The following is a 15843-nucleotide window of genomic DNA, read 5'->3' on the forward strand; positions in this document are numbered from 1 at the left end:
CTACCCAGCGCCTTAATCATGTGCACCAGACCCGTAATTACATGGCGCATACGCGGATTACCCTCTCCGCGGGCCAGAAATTCTTTGTCCAGTTTGACACAGTCAAAATCCAAGTTCTTCAGCACATTGAGCGAAGAATATCCCGCGCCGAAATCATCCATAGCCACGGAAAAACCTTGGGCATGTAGTCCATCCAGCACCTGTTTCATCCGCTCGGAATTGCCAAACACTACACTTTCGGTTAATTCCACTTCCAACCACTTGGTATCCACGCCGGCCTGTTGTGCGACCGTGGAAATTGTCTCAATAAATTGTGGATTGTCCAAATGCAAACGTGAAAAATTCACGCCTATCCGCACTAAAGGCAGTCCTGCTTCTTGTCGTTTTTTAATTAAATTTACTACTTCTTGCCAAATAAACTGGTCTAGTTTTAACACAAAACCATTTTTTTCAAATACCGGTATAAACCAATCCGGCCGTATCATCCCTTGGGCAGGGTGTATCCACCGCACCAAAGCCTCTGCACCTACCAGACGCCCCGTTTGGAAGCTGTACTTGGGTTGTAAATACACCTTAAATTGCCGCTCTTGTAGTGCATTTTCCATACTGCTTTCGATACGCTTTTCCGTAACCATTTTCTGTTTATATTCATCATCGTAGAAAGCGTAACGATGTCCGACTTGTTGTTTGGCAGTTTCCCAAGCCAGTTGAGCGCGATCCCGCATGATAAAAAACGGTTCATTTTCTTCTAATACGTAAATTCCACCTGTTAGAGAAAGCGGCATACATTCTTGTTCAGTCCGACAGAAGTGCCCCGCCTGCTCCAATAAATCTTCCACTCGCTGAGCTAATGTTTCTCTGTTGTCGGCCGACAATAAAAGCAGAAATACGTCCGCCCCGCTACGGCAGAATAGCTCCCCTTCTTTAATACCTTGGTGTAATACATCGGCTAACTGACGTAGAACCTGATCGCCTTGTTCAAACCCGTATATATCGTTGACGGCTTTGAAACGATTGACATTGATTAATACCAAAGCCACCAATGCATTTTCTTTCTCACGCAATCTCTCGACGGCCGAAGGAAATTTTAATTGGAAAGCATTGGCATTGTCCAACTGTGTCAGCGGGTCTACAAAACCCAGTTTATACAATGCCTTGGAACTTTGATATTGCAAACGTAAAATAAAGATCAGCAATAGCAACAATACCACCACGATAGACACGCACCAAATCAAGGATAAAAACACTAACATACGTGCTTTTTCAGCCATAGAAGCTGTAGGCAAAACAGAAATTGCATACCACCCATTGTATCCCAGCGGATAATACGAAGAAAAGCGATGTTTACCGCGCATCACATATCCGCTGATACCTTCTCTGCCCTCCTGCATATCTTGTCGGATTTGGTCTTCGGAAAATCCCCTGTCAAAAACCGTATATGACACAGCCTCTAACAAATTATTAAAGAAAGCTCTGGGATAAGCAAGTAATACTTGCCCTTGTTGATTAATAATTAAAGACAACCCCCCATTGCTTAAAGAGAAATCGTCTAGCATATCATCATAAGCGGAGACCGGCTGTAGTGCAAATACAATCCCCCAGCGATGGCCGTTATTACGCACAGGAACAGCCAATAACAAGCCTTTTTCTTCTGAATCAAAGGGATTATCTACTAATTCTGAAATAAAATGACTATGTTCATACGTAGCGTCTATCATGGATTTAGACAAAAAGTTTTGCTTTGCCTTACCATTAGAAAATAAAGTTTGTCCGTCCGCAAATTGGAAACCGGTCAGCACAAAAGGATTTCTTTTATTCTGATCAAATAAATAGGTGGACAACTGAGACTTATCGCCTAACAGTTTGCTGTCTTCTAAAGAGACCGCCAACGTAGTCAAAATTTGCAATTCGGCGCTAAACATGCGGGTTGTATTTTCCGCCAGTTCTTTTCCGACGGAGCGCAGTACCAGTTGGGTATCCTGTTCTAAGCGCTGGCTAATTTGCCACCAATACAATACAGAGCCTCCGGAGACTAGTAAAGCCACCGAAGCAACTAATAAAAAAGTTCGCTTAAACCCTTTTGTTTTGTATTTCATATTATTTTTGCGGTTCGGCGACAGGGGATGATTTCTCTGTCGGTTCTTTCGTTTCTTTTGCCTGCGACGTAGCGGCATTTTCCTGCACTTGACGGAAAGCACCTAAAAGCTGTTGGCTATAGGCAAAAAACCCATAAAACGGATTTTCCGGCAGGCGCGCATCCGTTTCTTTTAACTCGATGGCGGCCCATTTTCCTTCGGCTGATACTGTAAATAGCGTTACCGTGTCCGGATTATTTTGTTCAGCCACTTGATCCACCGCCGGCAATTTATCGGCCAGTTTGGCCGCAGTCTGAATCATGCGTAGTGCCTTTTCCCGCACCGGTCCGCTGGAAGAGCCTCCGGTAAAACCGCCTAAACCGCTGGCACTGTTATTTTCGAAATACACGCTGGCATTGCCCAAGGAAGAAGCGGCAATCAGAACATGTTTGACATGGCCCGCATCATCTTTAGCCGCCATTTCTACACCGGCGATACACACCTTATGCGCACCTAGTTGCGGCACTTCTTTTTTATGTTGTAAATTATTGACATCCAACCAAAAGTTACGCATCGTTTGATACGCTTTATTCATAGTTTTTCCCCTTATCTCTAAACATCTATATAATTGTATCTATTCCCGTACTTATTGTAACCGATAACAAATAACTATAAAAATTCCTTAAAATGCAAACATTAACCGGATATCCGCCCCCCAACCTTGTGCGCGGCCGACCAATCCAAATACAGAAAAACTAGACTTCATAGGGATTAATGCATTCAAACAATCTGCTGTAACGCCCAACGCACCTTTTCCCGTCCAGCCGCCCAAATCAGCATCTTTAATTTTATGCTTGTCCAGAGTCACATTGCTTTCTCCCAGCGCTTCATAAATCCCTGACACATCTACATACGGTTTATATTTGTTGGCAATAGTTCCCAAATCGATATGAACCCCTGCTTGTCCGGTCAAACTTTGTACCGTTTTGAAATGGAATTTTTGCCCTAAGTCATCTTTCAGATTATCTCCTTGCAATGCTAGCCAATTTCCTCGTCCATAGAACCGGACGGCGGCCAATTGCTGACTAATTCCCGCAGAAAAGCCACCAAAAAATCCTTTCCGGTCTAATTCGGAATCTAATTCATCAGAAGTAAAATCATCTGTCTGATAACCGCCCCGCGCAATGAGTTCAACATACCCCTCTTCGCTATAGGGTAACAAAGCAAACACTCCAAGAGCATAGGTATTCAGTCCGCCTTCTGCATCCACTGGGTGTGTAGAATAACTACCATGACCATATTGAACAAAACCACCAAATACCTTTCCACCACTTTGATACCAGCGTCCGGCTTGGGCCACAAAACTTTTCATATCAAAACTGCTACCCGTTTTATAAGAATTATCATAAAACTGTGTGGACAAAAAACCGTTGGTTTCTTTTTCTTCCGATAAAGCCTCTTGGAAGGTTCCTGTCAACAAATCCCTGCCCATACCGGCCAAAGTTAACCCCGCCAATTGCGCCTGTGCATAGGGTTTGGCTAATTTATTTTGATATCCGCCGGTGACTTGCCACGCTTGTTCAGAACCAATCGTGGTAGAGGACAACTCATACAAATACGCCCCTAATTTTGTACGGGCCAACGAAACAGTAGAAGAGGCATCCGGTGTATAAAGTAAAGTTTGCGTAATTTCGTCAGGGCGTCCTTGTAACACAATAACGGCATTTACAGTTTGTTGAAAATGTGCGGAACTATTTAATCCATAAACTATTACTGAATCAAAATTGGAAAACGTAGGGACCACCCCAACATAATTTTTCAAATACAATAAGTTGCCGGTATTATCTGTTCCGTTTCCGCCAAATAAACCGCCGCTTAAAACCGTAGTGCTGTCCATATATACTGTATTATTCGTGGTCGCGGCAGAACCTGCCGTATAACCGCCATATACATCTCCAGTGACGGTTACCTGCGATAAATCTACTTGGTTGCCCGAAGCTGCCCCGCCGTTAGAATATCCCCCATATACATTACCAGTAATGGTTTTACCAGCACCGTTGATTACCGTTTTATTGCCGGACGCTTCACCTGCTGTAGCATACCCGCCGTAAACGTCTCCACTTAATATCGCATTGGTAAGATTTACCGTATTGCCGGAAGCACTTTGCCCATATCCGCCATACACAGAGCCGGTAAGCGTCACATTGGAAAGAGTAGCCGTATTATCCGTAGCCGCACCTGCAGGGGCCCAACCGGCCGCAAATACCGTGCCGCTGGCTTGTGTGTTATCAACAGTCAGTGTATTTTGAGAGGCCGCACCGGAACCAGAATAGCCACCTATTATTTCTCCACCCGTTGAGGCACTATGTAAGGTGACACTATTTTTTTTCGCGTCACCGCTAGTAGCATATCCGCCATAAATAGAAATGTTATTATCCAACGCCACATCCGCTGACACCACGATTTGGTTATTTTTGACCGTGCCAGATCCATCACTCCAGCCACCAGCTACCGTTGTGCCCGAAATAGTACTGCCGGAATTAATATGCACCGTATTTTTAACTACATCGCTGCTGGCAGCTTTGGTATAAGCTCCATAGATATTAGCAGAAAGAGTAGTACCATTTATTTGCACGGAGTTATTTTCCACATAGGACGTATCGCTATAACCGCCGTATACGGTAGTACCGATGGTATTTGCATTGGATATTACCACTTTATTTTCATACGCGGTACCATAAGTGGCATATCCCCCATAGACACTCGTTTCGCCCGATCCAGAGCCATCTGTCAAATCACTATTTCCGGTAATCGATACCGTATTGGAAAACACATCTCCCGTCCCCGTATTATATCCACCTGCTACTGTGGTATTAATAACACTACCTTGAGTAATGTTGATCTCGTTTAGGGAAACATCGTTTTTGGTGGAAGCGCCCCCCACCACATAGTTAGGAGTGGTAGTGTTATATAAAATAGATCCGTCGGAAATAGTTACGGTATTTTTGGTAACTTCTCCTTCAGGAGCAAATCCTCCGGCTACACTACCTGAAGTAGAAATGCTCTTCAAAGTGACTGTATTTTCGGAGGCACTAGCTTTCAAAGAAATTCCCCCCATCAGCGAAGACTCATTAAAAGTGCCACCGGATATTTGTAAGGTATTATTTGCAGCATTACCTGTATCACTTTGACCGGCAATTGCATTTTTATTAAAGGTTCCGCCGGAAATAGAAAGTGTATTGGATTGGCTGTCTACCTCAGAGGCTGTTTCGCTATCGGCCAGCACATCTGATGAATAAGTTCCACCTGTAATGGTAAGGGTTTTTCCTTCCCCCGCCCACAAAAATGAATTTAAAAAAACACAAAACAACAAACACGCTATTTTTTTCATGTTTCACTCCTAAACTGGAATAAATATATGATAGCAATTTATCTACAAAAGGGATATGCTAAATTTTACAGGTTTTTTAGCCCTTAAAAATGCTACAGTAAGTAAAAGCACTACAAAAAGGAGCTTATATGGCAACCAACAAACGTGTAATTATTTTAATGATGGATTCTTTTGGCGTAGGTGGGGCAGAAGATGCCGCCGCCTTCGGTGATGAAGGTGCTGATACTTTGGGTAATATTGCCGCTAAAAGTGGCGGGATTAAACTCCCCAATTTAGCGGCCTTAGGTTTATTCAAGGCCGCGCAGGCCTCTACCGGTCGGGAAATCGCCGCCGGAGAACAACCCGCAGCCACCTTGCAACTGCCTTCTAAATACGGTTACATGAAAGAGGTCAGCAAAGGAAAAGATACCTCCTCGGGCCACTGGGAAATGGCGGGCGTGCCTGTTACGTTTGACTGGGGTTATTTTAAGCCCGATTATCCGTCTTTCCCGCCGGAACTAATTGAAAAAATTTGTGCCGAGGCCAATCTGCCCGGTATTTTGGGTAACAAAGCCGCCTCCGGTACTGTGATTATTGACGAACTGGGCGAAGAACATATTAAAACCGGCAAACCGATTTGTTACACTTCGGCGGACAGCGTTTTCCAAATTGCCGCCAGCGAAAAGCATTTTGGCTTGGACCGTTTGTACCAAGTGTGCGAAATTGCCTTCAAACATCTCAAACCGTATAATATCGCGCGCGTGATTGCACGCCCCTTTGAAGGAGAGAAAAAAGGGGAATTTAAGCGCACTAAAAACCGTCACGACTATTCTGTTAAACCACCGCAAGAAACTTTACTAGACGTGATGAAAAAATCCGGCGGAAATGTGATTTCAGTTGGCAAAATTGCGGATATTTTTGCTCAACAAGGTATTACGCGTGCGGTAAAAGCGTCGGGCTTGGAAGAACTGTGGAACGTCACCTTACAGGAAATTAAAAATGCGCCCGCTAACAGTATCATTTTTACTAATTTTGTGGATTTTGATATGACGTGGGGACATCGTCGCGACGTGGAAGGATATAAAAAAGGCCTAGAATATTTTGACTCCCGCTTGCCGGAATTACTCCCCCTACTGACCGAGGATGATATTGTGTTCATCACCGCCGACCACGGATGTGACCCTACCTATAAAGGCACCGACCACACCCGCGAACATGTGCCTGTTATTATGTTTGGCAAGAAAGTGGTACCGGGCTCCGTCGGCGCGCGTGATACGTATGCCGATTTAGGGCAAACCGCCGCCGATTATTTAGGATTACCTAAACTGCAAACCGGAAAGAGCTTTCTGTAAAAGAAATCAAGGAAAATGACTACTCCCCGATAATCTGGGGAGTAGTTATTATCTGATTTTTCTAACTACTTCTCCGCACCAACCCGAAGAACAAGTTAAAGAAGGGACAATCGTTCTTATCAAAATAACCCCTTTGGGATGACTGGCGTTCGCTTGTGCCCAACAATTGTTTTCGTTGATATATAGCCGACAAAAATAAGGTCCTGATCCATATGGAACATGAGAGATAAGCCACGTATCTCCGTCTTTATATATGCCCCACTTACCATCCAACAGAATAGGGGAAGAAGAACTGCTAGCATCCAAACGAGCCTGTGTAATAGGTACTCCGTCCTTATCACTAACTGAGGTAGCTATAGCATCTATATTAGAGCACTTCTCTCCTGTTTCCAAAATACAGGTCTGCCGAGCCGTGCATAACCCTTGAAAAATAGGTAAGACACGCGCCATTTGTGCTTTTTCTACTGCCATTTGATATTGTGGCAAGGCAATCGCAGACAAAATACCAATAATTAATACTACTACTAACAACTCAATAAGCGTAAACGCTTTGCTATTTCTTACAAACATACACAACCTCCTTTGATATTTTTAAATGATACTAAAAAAAACAGTGTCAAGTCTTTTCTTATTTACCTACGATAAAAGGGGCAAAAAGAAAACAACAAATAAGGTTGAAATGCTGAGCAAAGACGACTCAGCATGACATTTACTTATTGTTATTAACTGTCGTCATCCTGAGGCGTTTCTGCTCAGGATCTCAGCCACTTTCGTTTTCAAAACGCCACGAAAAACGGCCCCCGCATCATGCAGAGGCCGTTATATTGTGTTGTTAAAATACTATTTCAACAAGACTTTGCGGGAGAGGCGTACTTTGCCGCTGCCGTCAATTTCTACACATTTCACTTCCACTTCATCGCCCAAGTGCAAGACATCTTCCACTTTGTTAATGCGGTGTTTTTCAATCTCGGAAATATGTAACAGTCCGTCTTTACCGGGCAAGATTTCCACAAAGGCACCAAACGGTTGGATGGATACTACTTTACCTTTGTAAATCTTACCGACTTCCGCTTCGGCAGTCATCATATCGATTTCCGCTTTGGCTTGGTCCAATTTGTCTCCGTTAGCGGCGGCAATAGATACTGTACCGTCCTCTTGGATATCAATCTTGGTACCGGTCGTTTCGGTAATGCGTTTGATGTTTTTACCGCCGGGGCCGATTAACGCACCAATTTTGTCCACGGGGATTTTCATTTTGAAAATCACCGGAGCAAAACGGGATACTTGTTTTCTCGGTTCGGCAATGGTTTTTTCCATGTGTTCCATGATATGCATGCGGCCGCGGGTAGCTTGCGCAATCGCTTGACGCAAAATATCTAAAGGAATACCGGTTTTGAGTTTCACGTCCATTTGGAAGGCGGTAATACCTTGGCGGGAACCGGTCAGTTTAAAGTCCATATCGCCCAAGTGGTCTTCCAAGCCCATAATATCGGACAAGACGACAAATTTACCGTTACCGGAAATAGCACCCATGGCAATACCGGAGCAGGCCGCTTTCATCGGCACGCCGGCATCAAACAGGGCTAAAGAACCACCGCAGACGCTAGCCATAGAGGAAGAACCGTTCGATTCCATAATGTCAGATACAACACGGATGGTGTACGGGAATTCTTCTTCGCTGGGAATAAGCGGCATTAAGGCGCGGCGGGCAAGCTCTCCGTGGCCGATTTCGCGGCGGCCGGGGCTGCGGTCCGGTTTGCATTCACCCGTGGCAAAACCCGGGAAGTTATAATGCAACATAAAGCGTTCATACGAAGTAGGATCAATGCCTTCTACCATTTGTTGGTCGTCAGCCGTACCCAAGGTAGCAACCGCTAAAGATTGGGTTTGACCGCGGGTGAACAAGGCAGAACCATGCGCACGCGGCAAGAGACCCACCATAGAACTTAAGGGGCGGATTTCTTCGGGTTTGCGGCCGTCCACGCGCACGCCTTCATTGAGTACCATGGCGCGGGATTCTTCGTACATAATTTGTTCCAAAGCAAAAGCGGCATACGTAGCGGCATTGTCGCCATAGTTGGCGGTCAATTCTTCCGTAAAGGAAGCTTTGAGCTGGGCTACCTGAATATCGCGGGTTTGCTTATCGGAAAATGCGTGTAAGATTTTTTTGGCTTCTTCGCGGAATTTACCATTGGCCAAATCAGCCACTTCTTGCGGGAGTTTTTCTACCGCATATTCAAATTTGGGTTTACCGCAGAGTTCGCGCAATTTATTTTGCACTTCGCACAATTTATCAATAGCCGGTTTAGCTACTTCCATGGCTTTGATAATAGCTTCTTCTTCTACTTCTTTGGCACCGCCTTCTACCATCAGTAATCCTTGAGCAGAACCTGCGATCACTAAGTCCATATCGCATTCTTCTTCTTGGGATTTGGTCGGATTGACGATATATTCCCCGTTAATGCGGCCGATGCGCACAGCGGCTACCGGCTCATTAAACGGAATAGAAGAAATCACTAAAGCGGCAGAAGAGGCCAAGACGCTGATAATATCGGCGCCATGTTCTTCATCATAAGAAAGCACCATGGCCGTTACGTTGGTTTCGCAAGCAAAACCTTCCGGGAAAATCGGGCGTAAGGTGCGGTCAATAATGCGGGAGCAAAGGGTTTCTTTTTTGCTGGCGCGCCCTTCACGTTTGAAAAATCCGCCCGGGATTTTGCCGGCGGCATAGGTGCGCTCTTTGTAATTGACGGTCAAGGGCATAAAGTCGGAAAGACCCGGCTTTTGTTCTTTGGTGCTCACAGCGGTAGCTAATACCTTTGTATCTCCCAAAGTTACCATTACCGCACCGTCGGATTGCTTGGCAATCAAGCCGGTTTGCAAATTAATGGTTTGTCCGCCAACTTCCACATCCAACGAGTGGATGTCAAATTTGTGGTTGAAATTTTCCATTACGATTATTTCCTCAATTTGAGTTCTTTGGTCAATTGTTGATATTTTTCAAAGTCAGATTTTTTCAAATAAGCCAACAAGCGTTTGCGTTGTCCGACCAGTTTGTTCAAACCGCGTTCACCCGCAAAATCTTTCGGATTAGCTTTCAAGTGATTGGAAATATAAGCAATACGTTCCGTAATCAGCGCGATTTGTACAGCGGCAGAGCCCGTATCATTGGCGCTGGTTTGGAATTTGCCGATAATGTCTTTTCTTTCTTGCATTGAGAGTACCATCTTATTTTACACTTAGGTTGAAAACTGTAACGACCAAGCGTCCCATCACCTTAGGAAACACCGAGCCGGAGTCCAACCTTCTCCTTATTTTAGTTTTTGTTTTAATTTTTATAGACTACTCGTATATTATAGCAAATAAAAAGCCCCCTTGCGCGTACCAAAATGCAGGGGGCTCTGTTATAAGGAAATTATAGCATTTATTTCATGTATTGCGGGTCACAAGTAATGCCGCGTGAGGCACAGCTGGGAGCATAACTGGGACAATTGTTTCCACAACAACATGAGGTGTCATCATAGGTTGAACGCACATCTGTATTAAACGGATCAAATGACCCACAAGCGAACGCACCTGCATTGGCATAACAAATAGCTCCGTTTTTAAAAGTAGAAGCCCGGCAACTATATCCTGCATTCGCTATACAAAAGCCTCCGTCAAAAGTCGCGCTACGACAGGAATCTATTGCATTACATACTGCGACTCCTTCCTCCCCGACAATTTTATTTGTTCCTACATTCTCAAACCCGCATTGTCCATTTCCCAAATAATCCATGTTTAATGCATCACAACGTGTTTGATCGTCTTTATAACATTTTGTTTTGCTACTGCTCCAGCTACCAGTTGCCGCTCCACAGGTGGCTTTATCCACGGATTGATCTAACAAATATCTCGTATATCCATCATCGGTATTTTTTAAGTATTGTCCTAGTAATAATTTCTCACAAAGTCGGTTTGCTCTTTCGTCTCCGGCAAGTGCTTCACAATGTAGTTGTCCGGCAAATTTCGGGTTATCATCTAAATAGCTGGCCAGCCGTACATTGGGTAGCTTACTGTTCGTAACACGGATGACATTCGGATCTGCCGTATTATTGGGCGTTACCAAGGCAAAGGTTAAATCAGCATTATTCATGGTAACGTCCAAATTAGCCATATTATCTGTATAAGCGCCATTGGTCATTTTAATGGCTTCTTCGGCGTCTTTAATGGCTTTGGCTCCGGGGAGCATTGTACTCCAATGGCTCTTATCTACTGCCCCTTGATACATGGGGATAGCAATAGCACTTAACACTCCGATAATGAGAACTACAATTAATAGTTCTATTAAAGTAAAGGCTTTCTTTGACATTTTTATTCTCCTGTTTAATCATCTTAAAACGCCCGTAATGCAACGTTTAACGACTCAGTGTCTTAAAAACAGCGGCGTCATAAAAAAATGGTAGCAAAAAAAAAAAACAAGTCAAGCCTTTTTTATTTCCCGACGAAAAAACGACCAATCAAGAACACGGCAGGGGCAAAAAGAAAACCCCGCTCGCTTGAGCGGGGTTTTGTAATACTGTTACCTATTATTTATCGCGTAAAGTTAACACTTCATCTATAATGCCATACGCTTTTGCTTCTTCGGCTGACAGATAATAATTTCTTTCGCTGTCTTGGCGAATTTTTTCTTTGGGTTGACCGGTGTGTTTAGCCAAGATGTCTAATAAATGTTCTTTATTATCTCTCAGTTCCCGTGTTTCAATTTCTATATCAGTCACTTGTCCGGAAATTCCGCCTCCCCAAATAAGTGGCTGGTGAATCATAATGCGGGCATGCGGCAAAGCATATCTGCGCCCTTTAGAGCCGGAAGCGAGTAACACTGCTCCGAAGCTCATCGCCTGTCCCATGCAGATGGTGGTAATCGGGGCCTTGATAAATTGCATGGTATCGTAAATAGCTAGTCCCGCCGTCACCATTCCGCCCGGTGAATTAATATACAAATTGATTTCCCGTTGTGAATCTTCCGCATCCAAGTATAACAACTGGGCGATAATCATATTCGCGCTGGCCGTATCCACTTCTCCTTCGCGACCGCCTACAAAAATAATACGGTCTTTGAGTAATCTGGAAAAAATATCGTAACCAACATTTTTCTCAATAATAGTAGGTATAATCATAATTTCTCCTAAAATGAATTTCTTTTATTATACGAAAAAACTGATCTCATTGAGGCAATTTAATGCGTATCCAAGTGAAAAGAAGGTTGTAGCGGATCATATAGTTGCTCGGCAAAATAGGCACTTGCGAAAAGCAAATTGTTCCAAGTATCTTCTTCTAGTTCCCTCTCCATAAAATTCATATTTTCTTCGGCAAAAAAATGATTATAAATTTCCACGAGCCGGTTTAAGAGTAGGCAGTCGCTTCGCACCAGTAAATATCCTTGCTTGCTTAATACTTCCTTTTGTTGCAAGCCGGCCACAAGAAAAATGAGGTTTTCTAAATCAATTTTGTCGTAATGCATAGGAAGATGCACTTATTTCATCTCAGACCATTCCAGCCACACCTGCACCAAGAGCAAAAGTAGCGCAATGCATTGCAACAATATAGAAGGGAAATAAGTCATAGATTAGCGCTAGTTGAGTTAGCAATGTGCCAAATACTACTTAATTTCTGATGAGGACTAAAATTAATTATTTTGTAACTTTACTAACTCAACTAGCTTTTTATTTGGTAAAATAAGACCGCATAGATCTGGAAAAAATATGCGGTCGGGACGTTGAAGAGCAAAACATCACAGGGCCATGATGCAGAACCGGGGGCCGGTCCCTCTTCCATTCATATGTTGCTACATATGGTGCCGTCCGCAGAAAATGTATTGGCGCACCCAGTTTATCTTGTGTTAGTATAGTAAGTTTTGTTAGCGTTTGTCAAGCACTTTCGATTTTTCCGATTGCAACACTCATATACCGAAGAGGAAAAGATATGAATAAATTTGAAAAACAGCTTGAAAAATGGAATAACGGCATCTTGCGCGGGGCCCAAGCAAAGTTAGCAAAAGCGTTGGGCGTATCCACCGCCACCACCGCTTTATGGGCAACCGGCAAGCGGCACCCATCCAAAGGCTATGTGGCCCAAATGGCCTCCCTCTTTAATCTAGATACGTACAGCGTGTTGAAATTATTTGAGAAACAACCCTCTGTCATCTACCCAGACCCGATTTCCTTTCCAACCACCTATGCACTCAGAGAAAGAGCCGATGACGGGAGTTATTTCGCCTCTTCTGTGTCGGAAACAGACAATTTGTATTCTCAAAGCAATTCCGTAAAAATCCCCTTCGTTCGCACCTTGCAAAATACTTTTCCTTACTATCAGGAAGAAGATGTGATAGAGTGGTGGAGCATCCCCCGAAGATACGCCCAAGGAGCCAGATTTTTAATCGCCAGCCAGTATTTAGGCATAGAAGATGCCGTGTCTTCTGATGATTTATCTCTTGTCAAACCTTGCACGGAATTAACAGGTCAAGCTGTCATGATTTTCACAAACGGAAAAGGCAAATATATCGTCAGAAAAATTATTCATCATGCACAAGCGCTACATTATGAAGCCTTTCCAACCCATAAAATTGTGACGGTAAACAAGCAATTTTATCCTCTCGGGCAAATCATAAAAAGGATTAAACCGCTATAGCCTTTTATTTCTCGTAAAAGCTCTGCTATATTCACCACTTACCCAAAGCGAGTGAAGGATAAATAGTTGGATTTTGTCTATAAATTGAGCTTACAATTAGCAGTCTGTCCCTGTTTGTATTCTCATAAATGGTTCTTTACCCAGAAAAATTGCTGATTTAAGTAAATTTTGATATAATATGTCAAGGGTTTTTATGCAAACAGCGGCACAATTAGTTCATCGTTTTACCGAAATACAACAAGCAATAGAACAGGCGTGCCGTCAGAGCTCTCGACAAGAGAAAGACGTTTCTGTCATGGCCGTCACCAAGTACGCCGCAGACGAAGATGTTTTAACACTTTTAGATACCGGTCTTATTAAGCATATTGGCGAAAGCCGCGTACAACAAGCCGTAAAACGCTGGACGCAACCCTCTTTTGCAAAACATCACGTTGTAAAGCATTTTATCGGACATTTGCAAAGTAATAAAGCCGCCCAAGCGGCCAAGCTGTTTGATTTTATAGATTCAATTGACAATATACAAATTGCGCAGGCATTGGATTTGCAGGCACGGAAGTTACATAAAACCTTGTACGTCTTATTGCAAATTAAATTAACCCACAAAGAAAGCCAATCCGGTCTTTCCCTAGAAACTGCCCCGCAATTATTAAAGCAATTAGCGTCATTGCAACATATACGTCCTTGCGGATATATGGCTATCGCCCCTCAAACAGAGGACAAGGCTCTCTTGCACGCTTTGTTTAGCCAAGTGCGCCAAGCCTTTGAAAGGGATTTTCCGGTCGGAAACGGGCCGCGCTATTTATCCTTAGGAATGAGCGAAGATTTTGCCATAGCTGTACAAGAAGGTTCCACTTTACCGCGTATAGGTAGCAAGTTATTTGCGCAAGATTTGGAGGAGTTATGATTATTAAGGTAAGAGTTATTCCTACCACAGGACACAATGAAATTATCAGCCGTATCGGCAGTGTCTTGCGGATGAAAATTAAAAATAAGCAAGTAGATGATGATATTGCCAATGGTATTATGAAAACGTTTTTAGCTGATTTTTTTGCCGTACGCGAGGATCAAATTATCATTATCAAAGGCGAAAAAGGCAAAGAAAAAACAGTAGAAGTGCGCGATAAAAGTGAAGAAGAACTCCGCCAAATCATGGACTCTATTCCCTAATCTTTCTGTTTTTCAAAAACCCCCGCTCCGAACTACTGAGCGGGGGTTTTATTATATATAATTAGCATTTCGGTACATTATTGGGACAATAAAGCCCTTCGCAACAAGCAGTACCCTCATATGTTGTCCCAAAACCGCAGCCATTTGATGGTGTTGTAGCTATACATTTACTACCACTTTTGTAAACAGTGTAAGCACCGCCACAACAATTCCAACAATTAGATTCACATATTCCGCCTTCATTGACAATCACATTAGAGCAACCATTTTTACACACGCCACCTTTGTTAATTTGAGAGTATTCACAAGACCCATTGCACACGCCACCTTCATTGACAGTTGAATAAAAACAAGCCCTATCATTCCAAGAACCCTTGCACTCTCCTCCGGCATTAATAGTAGAATACTGACATCCACCGGCACTACCAGTCCCGCTGACTTGACATACTCCTCCCTCATTAATTACCGCATTATTACAACCGCCTCCCTGATTTGCACGGCAGATTCCGTCTTCTTCAATAGTTACATTTTTGGTATTGGTATATCCGCAAACTCCATTTGTATACGGCATGCCATTGGCTTTGCAACGGTCTTCTTCTGTTTTAAAACATTTTGTGTTCTTTTTAGACCAGGTACGGCTGACATGATCACACGTGGCTTTATCAATCTCTTGGTCTAATAAATAGGCCGTGTAACCGTCTGCGGAAGTTAAATCTTGACCCATGAGTAATTTTCCGCACAGTCTTTCGGCCCGTTCATCTCCCGTCTTGGCTTCACAATGTAACTGCCCGGCAAACATCGGACTTTGGTCTAAATAACTGGCTAATCGTACATTAGCTAACTTACTATTCGTCACTCTGATTACATTGGGGTCAGCGGTATTATTGGGCGTTACTAATGCAAAGGTTAAATCAGTATTATTCATAGTAACATCTAAATTAGCCATATTATCTGTATAAGCTCCATTGGTCATTTTAATGGCCTCTTCGGCATCTTTAATGGCTTTGGCTCCGGGGAGCATGGTACTCCAATGACTTTTATCTACTGCTCCTTGATACATCGGTATTGCAATAGCAGATAAAATACCGATAATAAGAACTACGATTAATAGTTCTATTAAAGTAAAGGCTTTCCTTGACATTTTTATTCTCCTGTTTAATCATCTTAAAACGCCCGTAATGCAACGTTTCACAAGCAAGTGCCTTGAAAA

Annotated in this window: 13 protein-coding genes and 1 pseudogene; 4 read left to right on the plus strand and 10 right to left on the minus strand. The window is 43.4% G+C overall.

Features of this window, described 5'->3' with window-relative positions:
• The 3 genes from IKN49_05355 to IKN49_05365 all read right to left on the minus strand — a co-directional run.
• Nucleotides 1-2096, minus strand: a 2096-nt coding sequence (locus IKN49_05355; GenBank protein ID MBR3632463.1) for an EAL domain-containing protein, incomplete at its 3' end; no start/stop codon positions are given.
• Nucleotide 2097: 1 nt separating this feature from the next.
• A complete protein-coding gene (locus tag IKN49_05360; protein ID MBR3632464.1) occupies nt 2098-2670 on the minus strand; it encodes a hypothetical protein in 573 nt (190 codons plus the stop codon).
• An 87-nt stretch (nt 2671-2757) separates the two neighbouring features.
• Nucleotides 2758-5466 (minus strand): hypothetical protein, encoded by a 2709-nt coding sequence (locus IKN49_05365; protein ID MBR3632465.1) that lies wholly within the window; start codon nt 5464-5466, stop codon nt 2758-2760.
• Between the two features lie 128 nt (nt 5467-5594).
• Here IKN49_05365 and IKN49_05370 point away from each other — a divergent pair, with 128 nt between their 5' ends.
• On the plus strand, nt 5595-6797 hold the full coding sequence (locus IKN49_05370) for a phosphopentomutase (GenBank protein ID MBR3632466.1): 1203 nt from the start codon (nt 5595-5597) through the stop codon (nt 6795-6797).
• A gap of 444 nt (nt 6798-7241) precedes the next feature.
• Here IKN49_05370 and IKN49_05375 read toward each other — a convergent pair.
• The 6 genes and pseudogenes from IKN49_05375 to IKN49_05400 all read right to left on the minus strand — a co-directional run bounded on the left by IKN49_05375 (nt 7242) and on the right by IKN49_05400 (nt 12300).
• A pseudogene (locus IKN49_05375) lies at nt 7242-7367 on the minus strand (pilin).
• A 270-nt stretch (nt 7368-7637) separates the two neighbouring features.
• On the minus strand, nt 7638-9749 hold the full coding sequence (gene pnp, locus IKN49_05380) for a polyribonucleotide nucleotidyltransferase (protein ID MBR3632467.1): 2112 nt from the start codon (nt 9747-9749) through the stop codon (nt 7638-7640).
• A 5-nt stretch (nt 9750-9754) separates the two neighbouring features.
• A complete protein-coding gene (rpsO, locus tag IKN49_05385; GenBank protein MBR3632468.1) occupies nt 9755-10024 on the minus strand; it encodes a 30S ribosomal protein S15 in 270 nt (89 codons plus the stop codon).
• 197 nt (nt 10025-10221) lie between these two features.
• Nucleotides 10222-11148 (minus strand): pilin, encoded by a 927-nt coding sequence (locus IKN49_05390; protein MBR3632469.1) that lies wholly within the window; start codon nt 11146-11148, stop codon nt 10222-10224.
• 217 nt (nt 11149-11365) lie between these two features.
• Nucleotides 11366-11956: an ATP-dependent Clp protease proteolytic subunit gene (locus IKN49_05395; GenBank protein MBR3632470.1), complete on the minus strand. Its 591-nt coding sequence runs from the start codon at nt 11954-11956 to the stop codon at nt 11366-11368.
• A 59-nt stretch (nt 11957-12015) separates the two neighbouring features.
• A complete protein-coding gene (locus tag IKN49_05400) occupies nt 12016-12300 on the minus strand; it encodes a hypothetical protein (GenBank protein MBR3632471.1) in 285 nt (94 codons plus the stop codon).
• 461 nt (nt 12301-12761) lie between these two features.
• On the opposite strand from IKN49_05400, the gene IKN49_05405 reads away from it, so the two are divergent.
• The 3 genes from IKN49_05405 to IKN49_05415 all read left to right on the plus strand — a co-directional run bounded on the left by IKN49_05405 (nt 12762) and on the right by IKN49_05415 (nt 14633).
• Nucleotides 12762-13466, plus strand: coding sequence for a helix-turn-helix transcriptional regulator (locus IKN49_05405; protein MBR3632472.1), 705 nt, complete (start codon nt 12762-12764; stop codon nt 13464-13466).
• A 178-nt stretch (nt 13467-13644) separates the two neighbouring features.
• Nucleotides 13645-14370 carry a YggS family pyridoxal phosphate-dependent enzyme gene (locus tag IKN49_05410; protein ID MBR3632473.1) on the plus strand — a complete coding sequence of 242 codons (726 nt, stop codon included), beginning with the start codon at nt 13645-13647 and terminating at the stop codon, nt 14368-14370.
• The gene (locus IKN49_05415) at nt 14367-14633 is read left to right on the plus strand and encodes a DUF167 domain-containing protein (protein ID MBR3632474.1); all 267 of its coding nucleotides are present in this window, start codon (nt 14367-14369) and stop codon (nt 14631-14633) included. The genes IKN49_05410 and IKN49_05415 overlap by 4 nt, the downstream gene beginning before the upstream one ends.
• A gap of 61 nt (nt 14634-14694) precedes the next feature.
• Here IKN49_05415 and IKN49_05420 read toward each other — a convergent pair whose 3' ends face one another.
• Complete coding sequence (locus IKN49_05420; protein ID MBR3632475.1) at nt 14695-15774, minus strand: pilin; 1080 nt, start codon at nt 15772-15774, stop codon at nt 14695-14697.
• Nucleotides 15775-15843 lie beyond the last annotated feature (69 nt).

The organism is Elusimicrobiaceae bacterium (assembly GCA_017528825.1).
Classification (GTDB): Bacteria; Elusimicrobiota; Elusimicrobia; order Elusimicrobiales; family Elusimicrobiaceae; genus Avelusimicrobium.

Excerpts from the sequence above, each read along its gene's own strand:
- IKN49_05410 (MBR3632473.1), top strand. The coding sequence starts at position 13,645 with ATGTCAAGGGTTTTTATGCAAACAGCGGCACAATTAGTTCATCGTTTT.
- pnp (MBR3632467.1), bottom strand. The coding sequence starts at position 9,749 with ATGGAAAATTTCAACCACAAATTTGACATCCACTCGTTGGATGTGGAA.
- IKN49_05365 (MBR3632465.1), bottom strand. The coding sequence starts at position 5,466 with ATGAAAAAAATAGCGTGTTTGTTGTTTTGTGTTTTTTTAAATTCATTT.
- IKN49_05395 (MBR3632470.1), bottom strand. The coding sequence starts at position 11,956 with ATGATTATACCTACTATTATTGAGAAAAATGTTGGTTACGATATTTTT.
- rpsO (MBR3632468.1), bottom strand. The coding sequence starts at position 10,024 with ATGGTACTCTCAATGCAAGAAAGAAAAGACATTATCGGCAAATTCCAA.
- IKN49_05420 (MBR3632475.1), bottom strand. The coding sequence starts at position 15,774 with ATGTCAAGGAAAGCCTTTACTTTAATAGAACTATTAATCGTAGTTCTT.
- IKN49_05405 (MBR3632472.1), top strand. The coding sequence starts at position 12,762 with ATGAATAAATTTGAAAAACAGCTTGAAAAATGGAATAACGGCATCTTG.
- IKN49_05400 (MBR3632471.1), bottom strand. The coding sequence starts at position 12,300 with ATGCATTACGACAAAATTGATTTAGAAAACCTCATTTTTCTTGTGGCC.
- IKN49_05360 (MBR3632464.1), bottom strand. The coding sequence starts at position 2,670 with ATGAATAAAGCGTATCAAACGATGCGTAACTTTTGGTTGGATGTCAAT.
- IKN49_05390 (MBR3632469.1), bottom strand. The coding sequence starts at position 11,148 with ATGTCAAAGAAAGCCTTTACTTTAATAGAACTATTAATTGTAGTTCTC.
- IKN49_05415 (MBR3632474.1), top strand. The coding sequence starts at position 14,367 with ATGATTATTAAGGTAAGAGTTATTCCTACCACAGGACACAATGAAATT.
- IKN49_05370 (MBR3632466.1), top strand. The coding sequence starts at position 5,595 with ATGGCAACCAACAAACGTGTAATTATTTTAATGATGGATTCTTTTGGC.